The organism is Bradyrhizobium sp. NBAIM14, from assembly GCF_020193895.1.
Classification (GTDB): domain Bacteria; phylum Pseudomonadota; class Alphaproteobacteria; order Rhizobiales; family Xanthobacteraceae; genus Bradyrhizobium; species Bradyrhizobium yuanmingense.
Genome location: NZ_JADYVQ010000004.1, coordinates 120,748 through 141,190, shown reverse-complemented (window position 1 = coordinate 141,190; position 20,443 = coordinate 120,748). Strand labels below are relative to the sequence as shown.

Genomic DNA, 20,443 nt, shown 5'->3' with positions numbered 1-20,443 from the left:
ATTGCTGTTGATCTTGGCCGGATGAAGCGCGCGCGCACCCATTTCCAGAAACGCAGCGTTTCCAAATCGGACCGGTTCATGCACTTGCATCTATTGACCCGGATGGCTTAAGTGCCGTCCCGGCATTTCCGCTCGAGCCTTCAAGGACACCCAATGGCCTACAACATCGTCACGATCGCTGGCAGCCTGCGCAAGGACAGCTTCTCGCTCAAGATCGCCAATGCGCTCGCCAAGCTTGCGCCTGCCTCGCTCAAGCTCGAGGTGATCACGCCGGCGGGCATCTCGTTCTTCAACCAGGACCTAGAGGGCGCGCCGCCCGCGGACTGGCTCGCCTTCCGCGAGAAGCTCAAGACGTCGAATGGCGTCCTGTTCGTCACGCCCGAATACAACCGCTCGATCCCGGGCGTTCTGAAGAATGCCATCGACGTCGCCTCGCGCCCCTACGGCAAGAGCTCGTTCCTCGGCAAGCCGGTCGGCATCATCTCCAACTCGCCGGGGCTGCTCGGCGGCGTCAGCGCGGCCAAGCATCTGCAGAACATCCTGCCGGGCATTTCCGGTCCGGTCCTTCAGCAGCCGGAAATCTATCTCAGTAGCGTCGGCGATGCCTTCGATGCGGACGGCAACCTGACCAAGGACTCCCTCAAGACGGTGCTGCAGCAATACATCGACGCCTTCGCCGCGCATGTGGCGAAGAATCAGGGCTGAGCTTCCGGCCAAGCCGACGCTCCGTCATGCCCGGGCTTGTCCCGGGCATCCACGTTCTTCGTTATCGCCGGCAAAGCACGTGGATGGCCGGGACAAGCCCGGCCATGACGCGTCGTGGGAATAGTGCCTCGTTCTGGCAATTAGCACTCCCTTAACCAACCTGTCCCATCTTCCGAAGATGGTCTCCCGCGCGCGCCTGAAATCGATCCTGACCGGTCTTGCCCTCTATGCGATGGCGGCGGCGATCGTCGGCTATTTCGGCGTCAACGCCTACACCGGCAAATACGGTCTCAACGCCCGCCAGGAGCTCGACCAGGAGATCATCGCGCTGACGAGCGAGCTGGCTCAGCTCAAGCGCGAGCGCGCCAGAAGTGAACAACGGGTGTCGCTGCTGCGGTCCGAGAAGATCGACCCGGACATGCTGGACGAGCGGGCGCGCTTCCAGCTCGACTATGTCCATCCGCGCGATCTCGTTCGGATGATCCCGGCGAACTAGCGGCATCCGCAGCTTTCGAAAGCCGCAGGGGAAAGTCGCTGCTGACACCGGCAACCTGCCTCCTCCTGCGAAGGTCGTAACCCAAAACCGTGCCGTTGCCTTGACGGCGGCGCCGCGGCGGGCTCATGCCTTTGCTGGCGTTCGCTGAAGTTGACGCAGATCAACCGGGGAGCACCGGCGCGTCCTACACTGCTATCCGGAGGAAACTGTGATGAATGGGACAATGCCCCGGCATCACGCGGCCCGCGTCGAGGCCGCCATCGCGTCAGGCCAGGCGGCCCGGTCCGCGCTCGTGGCCTCGTGGCGCCGTTCCTCCCGATTGCACCATCTCGATCCCGGCGGCCACGCCGCGCCGATGCGGCTGACCGAAGCCGAGCTGCAGCAGGCGCGCGAGCGCATCGCGCCGCTTCTGGCGGCCGCCCAGGGCGCCATGGACCGGCTATATCAGGCTGTCGGCGCTGCGGGCTGCTGCGTGCTGCTCGCCGATCGCGAGGGCGTGCCGGTCGATCGCCGCGGCACGGTGGCGGACGATGCGACGTTTCAGTCCTGGGGCCTTTGGACCGGTGCACTCTGGAGCGAGGAGCACGAGGGCACCAACGGTATCGGCACCTGCCTCGTCGAGCAGCGTCCGCTGACCATCGATCGCGACCAGCACTTCTTTGCGCGCAACACGCTTCTGAGCTGCACCGCCGTTCCGATCTACGATCACGAGGCGGCGCTCGCGGGCGTGCTCGACGTCTCCTCCTGCCGCGCCGACCGCACCGACGCCTTTGCCAGCCTGATCGCGCTCGCGGCAGGCGAGGCGGCCAGGCGGATCGAGGCCGACCTGTTTCGCAAGGTCTTCGCCCATGCCCGCATCGTGCTGACACAGGCGGCGGATGGAAGCTGCGGCGGCCTCGTTGCGGTCGATGCGGACGATCTCGTGATCGGCGCAACGCGCTCCGCGCGGGCAGCGCTCGGCATCGCGCCCGGCGGTGCGTTGCGGCCGGTGCCCGCGGCCGATCTTCTCGGCGGCGATGCCGCGCGCGATCATCTTGCCGGTGGCCAGCGTGCGGTACTGCAGCGCGCGCTGTTGCGTGCCGGCGGCAATGTCTCCGCCGCCGCCAAGGCCCTCGGCGTCAGCCGCGCGACGCTGCACCGGAAGCTGAAGCGGTTCGAGCTGAACCACTGAGCTCAGCCGTCATTGCGAGCGCAGCGAAGCAATCCAGAATCTTTCCGCGGAGGGACTCTGGATTGCTTCGCTGCGTTCGCAATAACGGTAGGGTGGCTGTGAGCGCTCCATCTCACGCTTACCTCGTCCACGACTGTCGCAGTTCTGCGACAGGTCGGCTCCGCCATCGCGTCCGCCCGGGCTGACAGACATCGCCTCCCGCATCATCGTCGGCGCAAGTCGCAAACAGGCGACGACAAAGCGCAAACAGCAACATCGGGAGTGATCAATGAACAAGGTGGAATTCCTCAGCGTCACCAAAGTGCCCTTTGCCGAACGCTACGACAATTTCATCGGCGGCAAGTTCGTCGCGCCGATCTCCGGGAAATATTTCGACAATGCCTCGCCCCTGACTGGCCAGGTCGTCTGCAAGATCGCGCGGTCCGACGCGCAGGACATCGAGGCAGCGCTCGACGCGGCGCATGCCGCCAAGTCCGCCTGGGGCCGCACCAGCGTCGCCGAGCGCGCCGCGGTCCTGAACCGGATCGCCGACCGCATGGAAGAGAACCTCGAGCGCCTCGCGATTGCCGAGACCTGGGACAACGGCAAGCCGATCCGCGAGACGCGCGCCGCCGACCTGCCGCTCGCGATCGACCATTTCCGCTATTTCGCCGGTGTCGTCCGCGCCCAGGAAGGCTCGATCGGCGAGATCGACCACGACACCATCGCCTATCATTTCCACGAGCCGCTCGGCGTGGTCGGCCAGATCATTCCCTGGAACTTCCCGCTTCTGATGGCCTGCTGGAAGCTCGCGCCGGCGCTGGCCGCCGGCAATTGCGTGGTGCTCAAGCCCGCCGAGCAGACCCCGGCCTCGATCATGGTCTTCGCCGAGGTCATCGCCGACCTGCTGCCAGCAGGCGTCCTCAACATCGTCAACGGCTTTGGCCTCGAGGCCGGCAAGCCGCTGGCGTCGAGCCCGCGCATTGCCAAGATCGCCTTCACCGGCGAGACCACGACGGGCCGGCTGATCATGCAATATGCCAGCCAGAATCTTATTCCGGTCACGCTAGAGCTCGGCGGCAAGTCGCCCAACATCTTCTTCAAGGACGTCACCGCCGAGGACGACGATTTCTTCGACAAGGCGATCGAGGGATTCGTCATGTTCGCGCTGAACCAGGGCGAGGTCTGCACCTGTCCGAGCCGGGCGCTGGTCCACGCCGACATCTATGACCGCTTCATGGAGCGGGCGCTCAAGCGCGTCGCCGCGATCAAGCAGGGCGATCCGCGCGATGCCACGACCATGATCGGCGCGCAGGCTTCCAGCGAGCAGCTCAGCAAGATCCTCTCCTATATCGACATCGGCAAGCAGGAGGGCGCCAAGGTGCTGGCCGGCGGCGTACGCGCCGATCTCGGCGGCGATCTCACCGGGGGCTTCTACGTCCAGCCGACCGTGTTCGAGGGCCACAACAAGATGCGAATCTTCCAGGAGGAGATTTTCGGCCCCGTCGTCTCGGTCACGACCTTCAAGACCGACGAAGAGGCGCTCGCGATCGCCAACGACACGCTCTACGGCCTGGGTGCCGGCGTTTGGAGCCGCGACGCCAATCGCTGCTACCGATTCGGCCGGGAGATCCAGGCCGGCCGGGTCTGGACCAACTGCTACCACGCCTATCCCGCCCATGCGGCTTTCGGCGGCTACAAGCAGTCGGGCGTCGGGCGCGAGACCCACAAGATGATGCTCGATCATTACCAACAGACCAAGAACCTCCTGGTCAGCTACAGCCCGAAGAAGCTCGGCTTCTTCTGATCGGATCGGAGAGGGCGGCGCCGCTTCGGCGCCGTCCGCTCCGCATGTCGGGATTGGCGTCGTGCACCGTTCTTGATCCGGTCACGAATATGCGCGCGCGATGGCGCTCATAGATTTGTTGCCCGATCAGCGCCAAAGATTTTGCAATATTTCGATCACGTTGCAGTGCGGCATAATGAAAGTCGTGCCATGCCGCCGCGGTGCTTTCCAAGGGCGTTTGACTTGGGTTAGAGAGGGCGAAAGTTTTCTCTGACCCGGAATTCCCATGGCCGCACCCAAGAAAGCCGCCGCAAGCGCTCCACAGGACAAGACCGACGGCGGTTCGCCCCCGGAATTCACGAAGGAGCAGGAACTCAAGGCGCTCCGCGACATGCTCCTGATCCGGCGTTTCGAGGAAAAGGCAGGCCAGCTCTACGGCATGGGCGCCATCGGCGGCTTCTGCCACCTCTATATCGGCCAGGAGGCCGTGGTGGTCGGCATGCAGATGGCCCTCAAAGAGGGCGATCAGGTCATCACCGGCTATCGCGACCACGGTCACATGCTCGCGACCGGCATGGATGCCAACGGTGTCATGGCCGAGCTGACGGGACGTCGCGGCGGTTATTCCAAGGGCAAGGGCGGCTCCATGCACATGTTCAGCAAGGAGAAGCACTTCTACGGCGGTCACGGCATCGTCGGCGCCCAGGTCTCGCTCGGCACCGGCCTCGCCTTTGCCAACCACTATCGCGGCAACGACAATGTCAGCGTCACCTATTTCGGCGACGGCGCGGCCAATCAGGGCCAGGTCTATGAGAGCTTCAACATGGCGGAGCTCTGGAAGCTGCCGGTGATCTACGTCATCGAGAACAACCGCTACGCCATGGGCACCTCGGTCTCGCGCGCCTCGGCGCAGCAGGATTTTTCCAAGCGCGGGGCGTCATTCAACATCCCGGGCAAGCAGGTCGACGGCATGGACGTCCGCGCCGTGAAGGCGGCGGGCGAGGAGGCGGCGGCCTGGTGCCGTGGCGGCAAGGGTCCCTTCATCCTGGAGATGCAGACCTATCGCTATCGCGGCCACTCGATGTCCGATCCTGCAAAATATCGTACGCGCGAGGAGGTCGAGAAGGTTCGCCACGACCAGGATCCGATCGAGCAGGTTCGCAATCGGTTGCTCGCCGCCAAGGTCAGCGAGGCCGATCTCAAGGCGATCGACGCCGAAGTGCGCGACATCGTCAACGCCTCCGCCGATTTCGCCCAGCATGATCCCGAGCCGGATGCCGCCGAGCTCTGGACCGACGTGTACCGCTGAACGCGCGCAAGCTTTCTTTGGAGAAGATATGCCAATTCAAGTGCTGATGCCCGCGTTGTCGCCCACGATGGAGAAGGGCAACCTCGCCAAATGGCTGAAGAAAGAGGGCGAGACGATCAAGTCCGGCGACGTCATCGCCGAGATCGAGACCGACAAAGCGACCATGGAGGTCGAGGCGACCGACGAGGGCACGCTCGGCAAGATCCTGATCCCCGAGGGCACCGCCGACGTCGCGGTGAACACCCCGATCGCGACCATTCTCGCCGACGGCGAGAGCGCGGCTGATCTCGCCAAGGCACCCGCAGCGGCGGCGAAGGCTGCGGAGTCCGCGCCGCCGGCCGCAGCAAAGGCCGAGGCGCCCGCGCCGAAAGCCGCGCCTGCTCCCCAGGCCGTCGCCGAGCCCGATCCGGAAGTCCCCGCCGGCACCGAAATGGTGACGCAGACCATCCGCGAAGCGCTGCGCGATGCCATGGCCGAAGAGATGCGCCGCGACGCGGACGTGTTCGTGATGGGCGAAGAAGTTGCCGAATATCAGGGCGCCTACAAGGTGACCCAGGGCCTGCTTCAGGAGTTCGGTGCCAAGCGCGTGATCGACACGCCGATCACCGAGCACGGCTTCGCGGGCGTCGGCGTCGGTGCCGCGATGACCGGTCTCAAGCCGATCGTCGAGTTCATGACCTTTAACTTCGCCATGCAGGCGATCGACCAGATCATCAACTCCGCGGCCAAGACGCTCTACATGTCGGGCGGCCAGATGGGCTGCTCGATCGTGTTCCGCGGTCCGAACGGTGCGGCCGCGCGCGTTGCCGCCCAGCACAGCCAGGACTATTCGGCGTGGTATTCGCACGTCCCGGGCCTCAAGGTGGTCGCGCCGTATTCCGCCGCGGACGCCAAGGGCCTGCTCAAGGCTGCGATCCGCGATCCCAACCCGGTGATCTTTCTCGAGAACGAGGTGCTGTACGGCCACACTGGCGAAGTCCCGAAGCTCGACGACTTCATCATTCCGATCGGCAAGGCGCGCATCGTGCGCGCCGGCAGTCACGTCACGATCATCTCCTGGTCGAACGGCATGACCTATGCGCTGAAGGCTGCGGACGAGCTCGCCAAGGACGGCATCGAGGCCGAGGTGATCGACCTGCGCACGCTGCGCCCGATGGACACGGAGACCATCATCAACTCCGTGAAGAAAACGGGACGTGCGGTTACGGTGGAAGAGGGGTGGGCCCAGAGCGGCGTCGGCGCCGAGATCGCCGCGCGCATCATGGAGAACGCCTTCGACTATCTTGATGCGCCGGTGACGCGCGTGTCTGGCAAGGACGTGCCGATGCCCTATGCCGCGAACCTGGAGAAGCTCGCGCTGCCCTCGGCGGCGGACGTCGTCGAAGCCGCCAAAGCCGTCTGCTACAGGTAGATCATGGCAGGCCCCAAGGAGCAGCCACTGCCGCCAGACGTCATGACCCGCGACGACGCGGTCGAGATCCTGCGCGTGTTCGTCCTGGATGGTGGGCTGTCGATGGCGTTCCAGCGCGCCTTCGAGGAGCCGGACATGTGGGGCCTCCTGCTCGTCGATCTCGCCCGTCATGCCGCGCGCGCCTATGCGCGCGAGAGCGAATATACCGAGGAGGACGCGCTGAACCGGATCCTCGACATGTTCCAGGCCGAGATCGAGCGTCCCACCGACACGGGCACCACCACGCCACGTGGCAAGGGGCACTGACCATGGCGATCGAAGCCCATCATTACGATTTCATGCTGGAGGCGATCCGCGAGGCGGAAGCCTCGATCGCGCAGGGCGGCTTGCCGATCGGCGCGGTGCTGACGCGCGACAACAAGATCATCGCCCGCGGCCACAACAACCGCGTGCAGGAGAACAATCCGATCCTGCATGGCGAGATGAGCTGCCTGCGCGAGGCCGGCGCGATCTCGTTCCACGACACCGTCATGTACACCACGCTGTCGCCTTGCTCGATGTGCGCCGGCGCGCTCGCGCTGTTCAAGGTCAAGCTGGTGGTGATCGGGGAATCCGTCACCTTCGAAGGCTCCAAGGACATTCTCGACAAGTTCGGGATTCCGTGGATCGACCTTGCCGACGACCGCTCCATCACCATGATGAAGAATTGGCGTTCCATCCCAACCAATGAGCGCCTGTGGCAGGGCGACATCGGCAACTAAACCTGGTCTGTTCGTCTTCACATCGAGGACGACGTTTTTGAGAAGTTCTTCTTGAGGTCAGCATGCCCATCAACATCCTGATGCCCGCTCTCTCGCCGACGATGGAGAAGGGCAACCTCGCCAAGTGGCTGAAGAAGGAGGGCGACAAGGTCAAGTCCGGCGACGTCATCGCCGAGATCGAGACCGACAAGGCGACCATGGAGGTCGAGGCGATCGACGAAGGCACGATCGCCAAGATCCTGGTGCCAGAGGGTACGCAGGATGTCCCAGTCAACGACGTGATCGCCGTGCTCGCCGGCGAGGGCGAGGACGTGAAGGCTGCGGGTAGCGCCAAGCCCAGCGCCTCGGCCGCGCCGCCAAAGGCCGCTGAGGCTCCCGCTGCGCCGGCTCCCGCGCCTGCGCCTGCCGCACCGAAAGCTGCTGCGCCCGCCGCGGCACCCGCGCAGCAGGCTGCAGCTCCGGCAGCGCAAGCCAATGGTCATGGCGGCCGTGTATTCTCGTCGCCGCTGGCGCGCCGTCTCGCCAAGGAGGCCGGCATCGATGTCGCCATGGTCGCCGGCACCGGTCCGCACGGCCGCGTGGTCGCCCGCGACGTCGAGCAGGCCAAGTCCGGCAAGGGTCTGAAAGCGCCCGCCGCGGCACCGTCAGGCGCGCCTGCGATCGCGCCGACCATGTCGGACAAGCAGATCCTGTCGCTGTTCGAGCCCGGCTCCTACGACATCGTCCCGCATGACGGCATGCGCCGCACCATCGCCCAGCGCCTGACCGCATCGATCCAGAACGTCCCGCACTTCTACCTCACCATCGACTGCGACATCGGCAAGCTGCTCACTGCCCGCGAGGAGATCAACGCCGCCGCGCCGAAGGACAAGGAGAAGAAGCCGCTCTACAAGATCTCGGTCAACGATTTCGTCATTAAGGCGATGGCGGTCGCGCTGCAGAAGATCCCGAACTGCAACGTCAGCTGGACCGAAAGCGGCATGGTCAAGCATCACCATTCCGACGTCGGCGTCGCCGTCGCGATGCCCGGCGGCCTGATCACGCCAATCATCCGGAAAGCGGAGACCAAGACGCTCTCGACCATCTCCAACGAGATGAAGGATTTTGCCGCGCGCGCCCGCTCGCGCAAGCTCAAGCCGGAGGAATACCAGGGCGGCACCACGGCCGTTTCCAACCTCGGCATGTACGGCATCAGCCACTTCACTGCGGTGATCAATCCGCCTCATGCCACGATCCTTGCGGTTGGCACCAGCGAGGAGCGTCCCGTGGTGCGCGGCGGCAAGATCGAGATCGCGCACATGATGAGCGTGACCTTGTCCTGCGATCACCGCGCCATCGACGGCGCGCTCGGCGCCGAGCTGATCGGCGCGTTCAAGCAGCTGATCGAAAACCCCGTGATGATGATGGTCTGAAGCGGCGGCAGAGGGGGCGACCTTGCATGTCCGGACCCGCTGGCCATGGATATCGCTATTGCTCGGAGTCATCGTCGCGCTCAACCCCGTCGGGCTCGATTTTCTTCACTCTGCGTTCTTTGCCGGCGAGCAGCTGGCACGGAACATCGCCCAGCCGATCGTGCTCACTGCGCTTGCCATCATAGTCCTGGTGGTGCTGCTCGAATGGCTGGTGAGGTCTTTTCTGGTCAAGCGCCGCGCCCGCGGCGCTTCTTGAGTTGAACGGGAGCCGCTATGGCCGACACATCCTTCGACGTCATCATCATCGGCTCCGGCCCCGGCGGCTATGTCACCGCCATCCGCGCCGCGCAGCTCGGCTTCAAGACCGCGATCGTCGAAAAATCCTATCTCGGCGGCATCTGCCTCAACTGGGGCTGCATTCCGACCAAGGCGCTGCTGCGTTCGGCCGAGATCTACCACTACATGCAGCACGCCAAGGACTACGGGCTCTCCGCCGAGAAGGTCTCGTTCGATCCGAAGGCGGTGGTGCAGCGTTCGCGCGGCGTCTCCAAGCGCCTCAATGACGGCGTCGGCTTCCTGATGAAGAAGAACAAGGTCAGCGTGATCTGGGGCGCGGCCTCGATCGATGCGCCCGGCAAGGTCACGGTGAAGAAGTCCGACGTCGAGGGCCCGAAGGGCGCGCTAGGCGAGGGGACCTACCAGGCCAAGCACATCATCGTCGCCACCGGTGCGCGGCCGCGCGTGCTGCCCGGCCTCGAGCCGGACAAGAAGCTGGTCTGGACCTATTTCGAGGCGATGGTGCCGGAGCGGATGCCGAAGTCGCTGCTGGTGGTCGGCTCCGGCGCGATCGGCATCGAGTTCGCCTCGTTCTTCCACACCATGGGAAGCGACGTCACCGTGGTCGAGGTGCTGCCGCAGATTCTGCCCGTCGAGGACGCCGAGATCGCGGGCCTCGCCCGCAAGCGGCTGGAGAAGCAGGGCATCAAGATCATGTCCTCGACCAAGGTCACCAAGCTGGAGAAGAAGGCCGACAGCGTCCTCGCCACCATCGACGACGGCAAGGGCAAGCCTGTCACATCAGAGTTCGAGCGCGTGATCTCGGCGGTCGGCGTCGTCGGCAACATCGAGAATCTCGGCCTGGAAAAAGTCGGCGTGAAGACCGACCGCGGCATCATCGTGGTCGACGGCTACGGCAAGACCAACGTCCCCGGCATCTACGCCATCGGCGACGTTGCCGGCCCCCCGATGCTGGCGCACAAGGCCGAGCATGAGGGCGTGATCTGCGTCGAAGCGATCAAGGGCCTCAATCCGCATCCCCTCGACAAGAACATGATCCCGGGCTGCACCTATTGCCACCCTCAGGTCGCCTCGGTTGGCCTCACTGAAGCCAAAGCGAAAGAGAGCGGCCGCGAAATCCGCGTCGGCCGCTTCCCCTTCGTCGGCAATGGCAAAGCGATCGCGCTCGGCGAGGACCAGGGCCTGGTCAAGGTGATCTTCGACAAGAAGACCGGCCAACTGCTCGGGGCCCACATGGTCGGCGCGGAGGTCACCGAGCTGATCCAGGGCTACGTCGTCGCCATGAATCTGGAGACGACGGAAGAAGAGCTGATGCACACGGTCTTCCCGCATCCGACCCTGTCGGAGATGATGAAGGAAGCCGTGCTGGATGCGTATGGACGGGTGTTGAACATTTGAGGGGCGAGCGCGTCGCCCGCCGCCGTCATTGCGAGCGAAGCGAAGCAATCCAGACTGCTGCTGCGGAAAGATTCTGGATTGCTTCGCTTCGCTCGCAATGACGAGCAGAGAGAGCTGTTTGCAGAACAAGAAGGAAATCATCCCATGCACGACAACGACAATCTCACCATCGAACGTCCGACCTTCGTCACCCATCTCGAATGCGCGATGGAGGGCGATCATTACGCGGCCGACGAGGTTCACAACCTCTCCAAGGCCGGCAAGCCGCTTCTGGTACGCTACGACCTCGCGGGCGTGAAGAAGGCGCTGACCAAGGATGCGCTCGCCCAGCGCCCCGGCGACATGTGGCGCTACCGCGAGCTCTTGCCCGTGCGCAAATGCAAGGACATTGTCTCGCTCGGCGAAGTCACGACGCCCCTGGTCCGGCTGCCGAAGCTCGGCGCAAAACTCGGCGGCGGCGAGATCATCGTCAAGGACGAGGGACGGCTGCCGACCGGCTCGTTCAAGGCGCGCGGCCTCGTCATGGCGGTGTCGATGGGCAAGGCGCTCGGCATCAAGCATATGGCGATGCCGACCAACGGCAATGCCGGCGCGGCGCTGGCGGCCTACGCCACGTCCTGCGGCATCAAGACCACGATCTTCTGCCCGGCTGACACGCCCGAAGTGAACGTCAGCGAGATCGAGCTGCAGGGCGCGACCGTCTACCGCGTCAACGGCTATATCGACGATTGCGGCAAGATCGTCGGCGAGGGCAAGGCCAAGGTCGGCTGGTTCGACACCTCGACCTTGAAGGAGCCGTACCGCATCGAGGGCAAGAAGACGATGGGCCTCGAACTCGCCGAGCAGCTCGGCTGGGACGTGCCCGACGTGATCTTCTATCCGACCGGCGGCGGCACCGGCCTGATCGGGATGTGGAAGGCGTTCGACGAGCTGGAGAAGATCGGCTTCATCGGCTCAAAGCGCCCGCGCATGGTCGCGGTGCAGGCCTCCGGCTGCGCGCCGATGGTACGCGCCTATGACGCCGGCACCGAGCATGCGACGCGCTGGGAGGACGCACACACCATCGCCTCGGGCATCCGCGTGCCGCAGGCAATCGGCGATTTCCTCATCCTGCGTGCCGTGCGCGAGAGCAAAGGTTTTGCCATTGCCGTCGATGACGACAAGATCTCGGCGGCGCTGAACGAGGTCGCGCGCGAGGAGGGGCTCTTGCTCTGCCCCGAGGGTGCCGCGACCTACGCCGCCTACAAGGAAAGTCTCGCCGACGGCCGGGTCAGCAAGACCGATCGCGTCATGCTGTTCAACTGCGCGACCGGCCTGAAATATCCGCTGCCGCCGGTCACCCGCACGCTCGATCGCCACAAGCCGATTGACTATTCGAAGTTCTAACTTGCTTCTCCCTCTCCCCGTTCTTACGGGGAGAGGGTCGGGGTGAGGGGCTGCTTCCGCAAACACAGTGACAGTTGAGTTCGCGGAGACTCCCCCTCACCCGAATTGCTTCGCAATTCGACCTCTCCCCGCAAGCGGGGCGAGGTGAAGAAAAAGACATCACTGGGGAGAAGACAATGAAGAAGGCCTTCTGGGCTGCGCTGATTGCTGTTCTCGCTGTTGCAGGCGCCGCGCGCGCCGACGATTTTCCCTCGCGTCCCATTACCATCGTCGTGCCGTTCGCGGCCGGGGGCCCTTCGGACGCAATGGCGCGGGTGCTCGCCGAGCGTATGCGGGTGCCGCTGGGCCAGCCGGTCGTGGTCGAGAACGTCACCGGAGCAGGCGGCTCGATCGGTGTCGGTCGTGCCGTGCAATCGCCGCCCGACGGCTACACCATCTCGTTCGGCCATCTCGGGACCCACGTCGCCAACGGCGCCGTCTACAAGCTCAAATTCGACCTCGTTGCCGACCTCGAGCCGGTGGTGCTGCTGCCGAGCAACCCGATGATCGTGGTCAGCAAGAATGCGGTGCCGGCGACCTCGCTGAAGGAGCTGATCGACTGGCTGAAGTCGCGGCCGTCGCCGCCGACCGCCGGCACGGCCGGCGCGGGCTCCGGCAGCCACATCGCCGGCGTCTATTTCGAGAGCGTCTCCGGCATCAAGCTGCAATTCGTGCCGTATCGCGGCACTGCACCGGCATTGAACGATCTCATCGCCGGCCAGATCGACATCATCGTCGACCAGACCTCCAATTCCATCAGCCAGGTCCGCGCCGGCACCATCCGCGCCTATGCCGTCACCGACGACAAACGCCTCGCCTCCGCACCCGAGATCCCGACCGCGGAGGAGGCGGGCCTGAAAGGCTTCAACATGACGCTGTGGTCGGGCATGTGGGTGCCGAAGGGCACACCGAAGGAGATCGTTGCAAAGCTCAACGCCGCGGCCGTGGAGGCGCTGAACGATCCTGCGGTGCGCAAGCAGCTCGAAAGCCAGGGTCTCGAGATGACACCCAAGGATCAGCTCACGCCCGAAGCGCTCGGCACGCGGCAAAGGGCCGAGATCGCCAAATGGTGGCCGATCATCAAGGCGGCGAACATCAAGGTGGATTGAACCGGGCGGCGCACTCCTCGCGGCGTCACCGCCGCGTTTGCTGGCGGCGGGGCGCTCACGACGTGGTTTGGTGACCTGGTGCCAGCGCACGGTCCAGGCATTGCATCAGATCCGAGGCGGCGAACGGCTTACCGAGAAAACAGATTGCGCCCGCATCGAGCGCCCGCACACGCACGCCCTCATCCGGGAAAGCTGTGATGAATATGAACGGCGTAGCCGACCCCTGCGCCCGCATTTGCGTCAACAGATCGATTCCGCTCATCAGCGGCATCTGCACGTCGGCGATCACGCACGAGGTGTCGCTCGAATCGGTCGAGCTCAGGAACTCTTCCGCCGAGGCGAATGTGTGGACGTTGTATCCGCGCGATTCCAGGAGATTGTTGATCGCGGCCCGAACGTAGGGGTCGTCGTCAAGCACCGAGATGACCGAAGCCACTGACAAGACGTCCGCTCCTCGCCGGGAATTACGCTTGCCGTCGCCACGGCTAGAACATAAAGGCGCAAGGTGGACCTGCCGGTCACGATTGGAAACTCATACTTAGGTTTGTGCATCGGGCTTGTTCGGGCCGATCCCGAGCGCCTCGCTCATTCTCACCAGATCGGCCAGCGACTTCGCGCCCATCTTCCGCATGATCTGGCCGCGGTAGATCTTGACGGTGATTTCGGCCAATCCGAGCTGGGCGGCGACCTGCTTGTTCATCAGGCCGGACGTCACCAGTGACAATACGTCTCGCTCCCGCGAGGACAGTGACTCGAAGCGTGATCTGACCGTCGAGACCAACCTGTTGAGGTCGCGGCGCTTGCGGTCTCGCTCGATCGCGGCCTGAACTGCGTCGAGAATGTCCTGATCGCGGACCGGCTTGGTCAAGAAGTCGATCGCCCCGCTCTTCATGGCCCGAACCGTCATGGGGATATCGCCATGACCGGTAATGAAGATGATAGGCGTGTGGATATTTGCCTTTGCAAGGTCGGCCTGCAGCTCGAGGCCGCTCGTTCCGGGCAGGCGGATGTCGAGCACCAGGCAGCTCGGGACGTCTGGCGGCTTGGCCTGCAGGAGCTGCGGCGCCGAGCCGAATGCTTCGACCTTGAGACCGACCGACTCGAACAGATTGGTGAGCGCACGGCGCATGGACGCGTCGTCGTCGACGATGAGGACAAGGGGCTGATCGCCGTCCTTCTGCGGCGGCGAAGAGTCCGCGCGCTCGGTCACGATGCTTCCTCTCGGTGGAGGGGCAAGGTGATCTGAAAAGTCGCGCCGCGCTCCTGGTTTGATATGGCGGAAAGTCGCCCGCCATGGGCCTCGATGATCGATCGACAGATCGACAGGCCCATGCCCATGCCGGAGGACTTCGTGGTGAAGAACGGCGTGAACAGGCGGTCTATCGCCTGTTCGCTGATGCCGGTTCCGCAGTCGGAAACGCTCACCTGCATCGCGCTATCGCCGCTCGCCTGTGAGCGAATCGCCAGCTCGCGCGGGCGATCGTGGACGTCTGCCATGGCCTCGATCCCGTTCATGATCAGGTTGATCAGGACCTGCTGCAATTGGATGCGATCGCCAAAGATCCTCGGCAGTGCCGACGACAGCTCCATGCGGACGGACACGGCGTGGCTGGCCATCTCGCGTTGAACCAGCGCGACGGCCTCCCGCACGACCGCATTGGCGTCGAGCGGAACCATCTCGATGTCAGAACGCTTGGCGAGCGCCCGAACGTGACGGATCACGTCGCCGGCACGCCTGCCGTCCTCGATGATCCACTCGACCGAGCGGCGGGCCGCTTTGAGATCCGGCGGACTGCGTTGCAGCCAGGCGAGGCAGGCGTCGGCGTTTGCGATCACTGCAGCGAGCGGCTGATTGATTTCGTGCGCAATCGAAGCGGTCAGCTCACCCAGTGTCGTGACACGTGTCACATGGGCGAGCTCGGCCTGGGCCTTGCGCAGCGCGTCTTCGGCTTGGTTGGCCCGGATGGCGGCGGTTACGTCCGTGCAAACGCCACGGTAGCCCAGGAAAGTGCCGTCCGCGTCGAAGAAGGGCTTGCCGCTGGTCCGGACGTAGATCGGCTGCCCACTACGGTCTTTGCTGCGGTACACCAAGTCGCGGAACGGGACGTGGGAGTCGAGCGCCGCTCGATGTTGTCGCCATTTTTCGGGCTCGAGAGCGGCGTCGGGCGCAATGTCCCAACGCGCGAGCCCGATCAGGCCTGCGGGGGCGGTGTTGGTATCGGAGTGCTCGGATATCTGGGTGACCCGGTGGTCCGGCCCGGTTTCCCAGAACCAGTCAGACGCAGTTTCGGCATAATCGCGAAAGCGCTGCTCGCTGTCACGAAGCCTGCGTTCTGCCTCCTTGGTAGCGGTGATGTCGGTTACCGATCCGACGAACTCAACGCGACCGCTCGCATCTCGCGTTGCCCGTGCCACCGCTCGGACGTATTTGATGGAACCGTCGGGCATCACCAGCCGGTATTCGTGATCATAGTCCTTGCCCTCGCGCGCCGCCCGGCCCGTCGTCTGCTGCACGGCGAGCCGGTCCTCCGGATGGATCCGCTGGAGCATGAAGGGGATCGCGGGCTTCGTCCCTTCCTCGCATTCGAAGATGCGATAGGTCTCCTTGGACCAGGTGATCTCGCGGGTTGCGGCCTTCCAGCCAAAACTACCAGTGTGGCTCAATTCCTGCGCCTGGGCGAGATAAGCCTCGCTCTGTCGCAGCGCGTTCTCGGCCTCCTTCCGCTCAGTGATGTTCTCGCAGGCGACCAGCACGATCGGCCCGCCATTGGCTCGCAGCATGGCCTTGGCGTTCTCGCGCACCCATAACATCGAGCCGTCCTTGCGAACCTTCCGGATCTCCCAGGTGTGTGACTGATCAAGGGTCTTGAGGCACAACGCGACACAGGCGCGGACAGTGGCGCGATCTTCCGCGAGGAAGACATCCAGCACGGATCGGCCGATCAACTCCGCCGGCGTGTAGCCCAGCTGCTCGGCGCCGAATGTGTTCACGTTGATCACGGTACCGGCCGGATCCACCATGAAGTACATGACCGGCGTGTGCTCGAAGACCTGCTGCCATTGCTTGACCGCCTCGAGCAAGTCGGCGGCATTGGCATCGGTGCGCTGCTTGGCGGGAACAGTTTGCCTCAAGCAGCCGACGAGGAATTGCGCGGCTGACTTTCCGAACGTCGCTGCCCGGCCAGGCTTCATCGCTGACGCTCCCGGCACTCTCTGCGTGAACAGGAGTAGAGCACGTTGCGGCCAGAGGAGCAATTCCAGCCAAAGTCGGGTCGGCCGTCATGACGTTCGCCTTTGGACCGTCCGCTCACCGCCAGGTCCATTGCGGCGCCTCACGGACACCGTGCCGGCCGAGGTTCACGGTGACCGTGCAGCCGGTGCGTCGTGCGCCGTCTCGTTGAACTCGGGCCGCGTGGGCCCGGGCGAATACGGGACAAACTTAGGTATAGCTCCTCCATGCCTAGTCATGTCGGCCATTTTACCTCCGTACAATTGAGCGTTTCGTGCCCGGCGGACTAGCCTCTCGACCATCGGGAGTGTCGAAGCGAACAGCCGAGAAAAGCGCAAGCAACAGAGGGAGACAGCAATGTGCGATATGTCGGTACTTCCTGAGCGTCGCCCATCGGCGTCCGAAAGTTGCTCCTCAGTCAAGGGCTGTGCGGTGTGCGGCGGCAAGTTTGGCCTGATCCGCTACTATTCCTGGCGCACGGCGCTCTGCTCCAAGAAGTGCGTTGATCGTTTCCGCACGCGAAGCGAACGCGACCGCCGGTGGTTGTTTCGGGCCCAGGTCGCATAAGGCTGGATTGGAGAGTTGATCCGGGAGGCCGTGCGTTGAACCGCTCATGCAAGCTCTTCTGCTGGATCGTTCTCATCGCCCCCATCGCGGCCGGCCAGGCACAGGAGACGGGACACGGTGCCGTTCATCGCAAGCACCCACCCCGGGACCAGGCGCTGCACGAAAAGTTCTATTCCACCTGGCACATGCCTGATAACCCGAGCCTCAGTTGTTGCAACAGCGCCGACTGTTATCCGACCGACATCAAGTACATCGACGGCCAGATCTATGCGCGGCGCCGGGAGGACGGGAGATACATTCTGATCCCACCGCAAAAGGTGGAGCGAAACAGGGATAATCCGGACGGCCGGAATCATCTGTGCGCTCCACCGCCCGCACTGTCTCCGCTCGACAGCGTTTACTGCTTCGCTTTGGGAGGTGCCACATGAGATTCGCTTTCGTGCTGGTCAACGGCCGGACCCCGTTCCGGCAGACCTCGTGCATGCAGTGCTGCGAGCCGATCAGCGGCAGTTATTTGCGCGAGATCGCGACCCGTCTGCCTTACTGCGATCATCAGTGCTACGCGCTGTTCTGCGAGACGCTCGCCAAAGATGGCGTGAGAGCGGCTTCATGAAATTCGTGGTGGTCAATCACGAGCCGCCGTTGCACGCGGCCGCGTGCAGCACATGCTCGCGGTCGCTCCGCTCCGGCTATGTCCGCCATGCGCGGACGCAGCGCCGTTACTGTGACGACGATTGTTACCGGCGCGGCGAATTCTCCACGCTGTTCATGCACTGGCCGGTGCCTGGGCGGACGGAACCAATTGCCGGCAAGGTCGAGCTCGCCGCTGGCAGCATGATCCAGACGTTGACGGTGATGAGTGCCGTCTGGTGCTGGGGCTGCACGATCACTGCCTGGACCTTCGCGAGAGCTTTGACCGGCGCCTATTTGGACAGTCGCGACCCGATCACGATGGAAGGAGGTGATACCTAGAGCATGATCCGGAAAAGTGTGAAGCGGTTTTCCGAAACGATCATGCTCAAACAATAACGTAAAGCGCGATGACGATTCATCCTAATCGCATCGCGCTTTAGCTGCGCGGCTGCACGCGCGTAGAAGCCGCAGCACCGTATTCTTGCAGGCGCCGCGTCCAGCCCCGGCGGCGTTGATCAGGGAATGGGTGCTGCGGCCGCCGCTGGCTCCGTTGCGCTGGCCTCGTGCGTCACCACGCGCTGGTCGCTCTTGCCGGCGATCATGCTGCTGCCCTCGAACCTTGCCCGGTAGACCAGCACGTTCTCCATCACGCGCTGGACGTAGTTGCGCGTCTCGGACAGCGGGATGCGCTCGACCCAGTCGACCGGATCGATGTTGGGGTCCCGGGGATCACCGCGCTTCTGCACCCATTCACGCACGCGGCCGCGGCCGGCATTGTATCCGGCGAAGGTCATGATCTGGTTACCGCGATATTCCGAGAACAGCGCGCTGAGCTCGGCGGCGCCCATCTGCGTGTTGTAGACGGGGTCGGAGACCATCCTGTCCCAGTCGTAAGTCAGGCCGAAGCGCTTCGCGGTGTCGCGTCCCGCTTCCGGCGTCACCTGCATCAGCCCGACCGCGTTGGCATGCGACTTGTCGCGCTGCTCGAACGAGCTCTCGGTGCGTGCCACCGAATAGATCACGCTGGTCTCGATCGCCGGTGCGACCTGCTTGTGCTCGGGGATGCCGATGGTCGGGAAGGCGTAATGGTCGAGCGCGAGCCCGCGCGCCAACGCGGTCTTGCCGACCTCCAGCATCACGCGCGCATCGTTGCGCCGGCCCGCAAGCTCGCCGAGCGCTTCCAGCGCGGCGACGTCGGTGCTCTCTTTGGCGAAATCCTCGGCGTAATAGAACACCATGTCGCGCTCGCCGATGCCGTAGAGCATGTCGGCGGCGCGCACGCGCTCGTCCGCAAGCTGCGCATCGGCCGAGGCCAGCACCGGCGAGGGCGGACGCAGTTCGATGCCGTCGAGGCCGAGCCTGGCGCGGGCGAGCTGGCCGTAATAGGCGGTGTGATAGCGCGCCGCCGCCCGGTAGCTCATGCGCGCGTCGGCCGCCGCGCCCATGGCTTCGGCCGCGCGGCCGCGCCAGTAATGCGCCCGCGACAGCGCGATCGGATTGGACGAGCCAGCGTCGATCGAGGCGAAATGCACCATCGCCGTCTTGGGATCGTCGAGATAGCGTAGCGCGATCCAGCCGCACATGAAGTGATAGTCGACGCGGTAGACCTCCTTTTCCGGCACCGCGGCCGTATGCACCACGTCATAGGCGATCCTGGCCTTGCCCTGATCGAGCAGCTTGCGCGCCAGCATGCGGCGCTCGCGCCACCAGGCATCGGTGTCCTGCGCGGCCATCATGTCGGGCTTGGCAGCGAGGATCACCTCGGCCGCGTCGTCGATGCGGTCGTTCTGAAGATGCCACTGCGCGCGGCACAGCACGTAACCGAGATCGCGTCGCTCCTCGGCCGCGACGTCCTCGAGCAGATCCTTGGCCTTGCTCGCCTTGCCGGTGACGGCGGCGCAGGCCTTCACGATCGCGAGCGCGTCCTCGCCGAGCCGCTTCGCCGCGCGCCGCGCACCTGCATAATCCTTGGCGCCGAGGCGCTTGTCCATGCGCGCGCGGTGATCGTCGGCGGACAGAAGGTCGCCGAACGCCGCATAGGAGTCCTCTTCGCTCCGCTCGGACAGTTCCTCCGCGCGCCAGGTTTCCCGGACCAGCCGCGCAGCCCTGTCGGTCTCACCTTCGGCGAGCAGGACGCGCGCGAGTGCGAACTTGCCCTTGGCGCTGGTCGGGCGATCCATCGTGAACTTGTGCACGATGGCCGCGTCGGCCTTCTCCTGCCACAGCCGTGCCTCGGCACGGCGGCGGAGCAGGGCGCTGCTCGGCCAACCGGGATTGGCGGCGAGGAAGGCGGCGTAGCGCTTGAAATTCGCGGTACTGTCGGGATGGCGCAGCATGAACCAGTCGGCGAGCTTCTGTCCGGCAGGGTCCGTGATGCGGTCGCGCGCAGCGCTCGCGTCTTCGGTCTTGCCCTTGCGCGTCAGGTCGATGGCGTCCTTCAGCGCGGCGAGATCGCCGGTCAGCGGCGGCAGCGCCGGCTTGGCCGCGGGCTCCTCGACCGCCTTCTTCGATTTGCGCTTGGCCTCGGCGTGCTTGCCGTGCCGCGCTTTGCCGGCGGAGGCGTGGCGGTGCTTGCCCGCTTTCGCCTCATGCGTCTTCTTCGGTGCGGATGATTTTTGACTGCTCTTCGCCGCAAGCTCGGTGGGAAGGAGGGCCATCGCGGCCACGGCAACGACACACGCGAGCGAGCGTAGGCACTGGTTCATTGGATGGTCCCCCCTGCGAAAACCACTACAAACCAAGGTCCGCGACATGC

Annotated in this window: 20 protein-coding genes; 16 read left to right on the top strand and 4 right to left on the bottom strand. The window is 64.5% G+C overall.

Annotation, left to right across the window (positions count from 1 at the left end; translation table 11 throughout):
* Nucleotides 1–153: 153 nt before the first annotated feature.
* The 13 genes from I6F28_RS12435 to I6F28_RS12375 all read left to right on the top strand — a co-directional run bounded on the left by I6F28_RS12435 (nucleotide 154) and on the right by I6F28_RS12375 (nucleotide 13,259).
* Nucleotides 154–705: an NADPH-dependent FMN reductase gene (locus I6F28_RS12435; protein ID WP_036009870.1), complete on the top strand. Its 552-nt coding sequence runs from the start codon at nucleotides 154–156 to the stop codon at nucleotides 703–705.
* Nucleotides 706–883: 178 nt separating this feature from the next.
* A complete protein-coding gene (locus tag I6F28_RS12430; protein WP_025036496.1) occupies nucleotides 884–1,201 on the top strand; it encodes an FtsB family cell division protein in 318 nt (105 codons plus the stop codon).
* 211 nt (nucleotides 1,202–1,412) lie between these two features.
* Nucleotides 1,413–2,372, top strand: coding sequence for a helix-turn-helix domain-containing protein (locus I6F28_RS12425; RefSeq protein WP_225140005.1), 960 nt, complete (start codon nucleotides 1,413–1,415; stop codon nucleotides 2,370–2,372).
* 268 nt (nucleotides 2,373–2,640) lie between these two features.
* Nucleotides 2,641–4,158, top strand: coding sequence for an aldehyde dehydrogenase (gene adh, locus I6F28_RS12420; protein WP_225140004.1), 1,518 nt, complete (start codon nucleotides 2,641–2,643; stop codon nucleotides 4,156–4,158).
* Nucleotides 4,159–4,423: 265 nt separating this feature from the next.
* On the top strand, nucleotides 4,424–5,446 hold the full coding sequence (gene pdhA, locus I6F28_RS12415) for a pyruvate dehydrogenase (acetyl-transferring) E1 component subunit alpha (RefSeq protein ID WP_036025165.1): 1,023 nt from the start codon (nucleotides 4,424–4,426) through the stop codon (nucleotides 5,444–5,446).
* 28 nt (nucleotides 5,447–5,474) lie between these two features.
* Entirely contained in the window at nucleotides 5,475–6,857 is a 1,383-nt protein-coding gene (locus I6F28_RS12410; protein ID WP_074447972.1) for a pyruvate dehydrogenase complex E1 component subunit beta, read from the top strand.
* A gap of 3 nt (nucleotides 6,858–6,860) precedes the next feature.
* Complete coding sequence (locus tag I6F28_RS12405; protein WP_008547332.1) at nucleotides 6,861–7,163, top strand: DUF5076 domain-containing protein; 303 nt, start codon at nucleotides 6,861–6,863, stop codon at nucleotides 7,161–7,163.
* Nucleotides 7,164–7,165: 2 nt separating this feature from the next.
* Nucleotides 7,166–7,618, top strand: coding sequence for a nucleoside deaminase (locus I6F28_RS12400; protein WP_225112501.1), 453 nt, complete (start codon nucleotides 7,166–7,168; stop codon nucleotides 7,616–7,618).
* A gap of 62 nt (nucleotides 7,619–7,680) precedes the next feature.
* Nucleotides 7,681–9,030, top strand: a complete 1,350-nt coding sequence (locus tag I6F28_RS12395) for a pyruvate dehydrogenase complex dihydrolipoamide acetyltransferase (protein WP_036044339.1) — start codon at nucleotides 7,681–7,683, stop codon at nucleotides 9,028–9,030.
* A gap of 49 nt (nucleotides 9,031–9,079) precedes the next feature.
* The gene (locus I6F28_RS12390; RefSeq protein ID WP_225124159.1) at nucleotides 9,080–9,286 is read left to right on the top strand and encodes a hypothetical protein; all 207 of its coding nucleotides are present in this window, start codon (nucleotides 9,080–9,082) and stop codon (nucleotides 9,284–9,286) included.
* A gap of 17 nt (nucleotides 9,287–9,303) precedes the next feature.
* Nucleotides 9,304–10,725 carry a dihydrolipoyl dehydrogenase gene (lpdA, locus tag I6F28_RS12385; protein WP_225140003.1) on the top strand — a complete coding sequence of 474 codons (1,422 nt, stop codon included), beginning with the start codon at nucleotides 9,304–9,306 and terminating at the stop codon, nucleotides 10,723–10,725.
* Between the two features lie 144 nt (nucleotides 10,726–10,869).
* Entirely contained in the window at nucleotides 10,870–12,111 is a 1,242-nt protein-coding gene (locus I6F28_RS12380) for a threonine synthase (RefSeq protein WP_225140002.1), read from the top strand.
* Between the two features lie 176 nt (nucleotides 12,112–12,287).
* Nucleotides 12,288–13,259, top strand: a complete 972-nt coding sequence (locus tag I6F28_RS12375) for a tripartite tricarboxylate transporter substrate binding protein BugD (protein ID WP_225140001.1) — start codon at nucleotides 12,288–12,290, stop codon at nucleotides 13,257–13,259.
* Between the two features lie 55 nt (nucleotides 13,260–13,314).
* Here I6F28_RS12375 and I6F28_RS12370 read toward each other — a convergent pair whose 3' ends face one another.
* The 3 genes from I6F28_RS12370 to I6F28_RS12360 form a co-directional block, all read right to left on the bottom strand.
* Entirely contained in the window at nucleotides 13,315–13,701 is a 387-nt protein-coding gene (locus tag I6F28_RS12370; RefSeq protein ID WP_109143649.1) for a response regulator transcription factor, read from the bottom strand.
* A gap of 96 nt (nucleotides 13,702–13,797) precedes the next feature.
* Entirely contained in the window at nucleotides 13,798–14,469 is a 672-nt protein-coding gene (locus tag I6F28_RS12365) for a response regulator transcription factor (protein WP_225133699.1), read from the bottom strand.
* Nucleotides 14,466–16,451, bottom strand: coding sequence for a PAS domain S-box protein (locus I6F28_RS12360; RefSeq protein WP_225140000.1), 1,986 nt, complete (start codon nucleotides 16,449–16,451; stop codon nucleotides 14,466–14,468). The genes I6F28_RS12365 and I6F28_RS12360 overlap by 4 nt, the downstream gene beginning before the upstream one ends.
* Before the next feature lie 639 nt (nucleotides 16,452–17,090).
* Between I6F28_RS12360 and I6F28_RS12355 the strand changes: the two genes are divergently transcribed.
* From I6F28_RS12355 to I6F28_RS12345, 3 genes are read left to right on the top strand one after another with little or no spacing between them, the layout of a single operon-like run.
* Nucleotides 17,091–17,483, top strand: a complete 393-nt coding sequence (locus tag I6F28_RS12355) for a hypothetical protein (protein ID WP_225139999.1) — start codon at nucleotides 17,091–17,093, stop codon at nucleotides 17,481–17,483.
* A complete protein-coding gene (locus I6F28_RS12350) occupies nucleotides 17,480–17,668 on the top strand; it encodes a hypothetical protein (RefSeq protein ID WP_036009825.1) in 189 nt (62 codons plus the stop codon). Before I6F28_RS12355 ends, I6F28_RS12350 begins: the two co-directional genes overlap by 4 nt.
* Nucleotides 17,665–18,027, top strand: coding sequence for a hypothetical protein (locus tag I6F28_RS12345; protein ID WP_036031661.1), 363 nt, complete (start codon nucleotides 17,665–17,667; stop codon nucleotides 18,025–18,027). The genes I6F28_RS12350 and I6F28_RS12345 overlap by 4 nt, the downstream gene beginning before the upstream one ends.
* 176 nt (nucleotides 18,028–18,203) lie before the next feature.
* Here the strand turns inward: I6F28_RS12345 and I6F28_RS12340 are convergent, their stop codons facing one another.
* A complete protein-coding gene (locus tag I6F28_RS12340; RefSeq protein ID WP_225139998.1) occupies nucleotides 18,204–20,393 on the bottom strand; it encodes a lytic transglycosylase domain-containing protein in 2,190 nt (729 codons plus the stop codon).
* Between the last annotated feature and the right edge of the window lie 50 nt (nucleotides 20,394–20,443).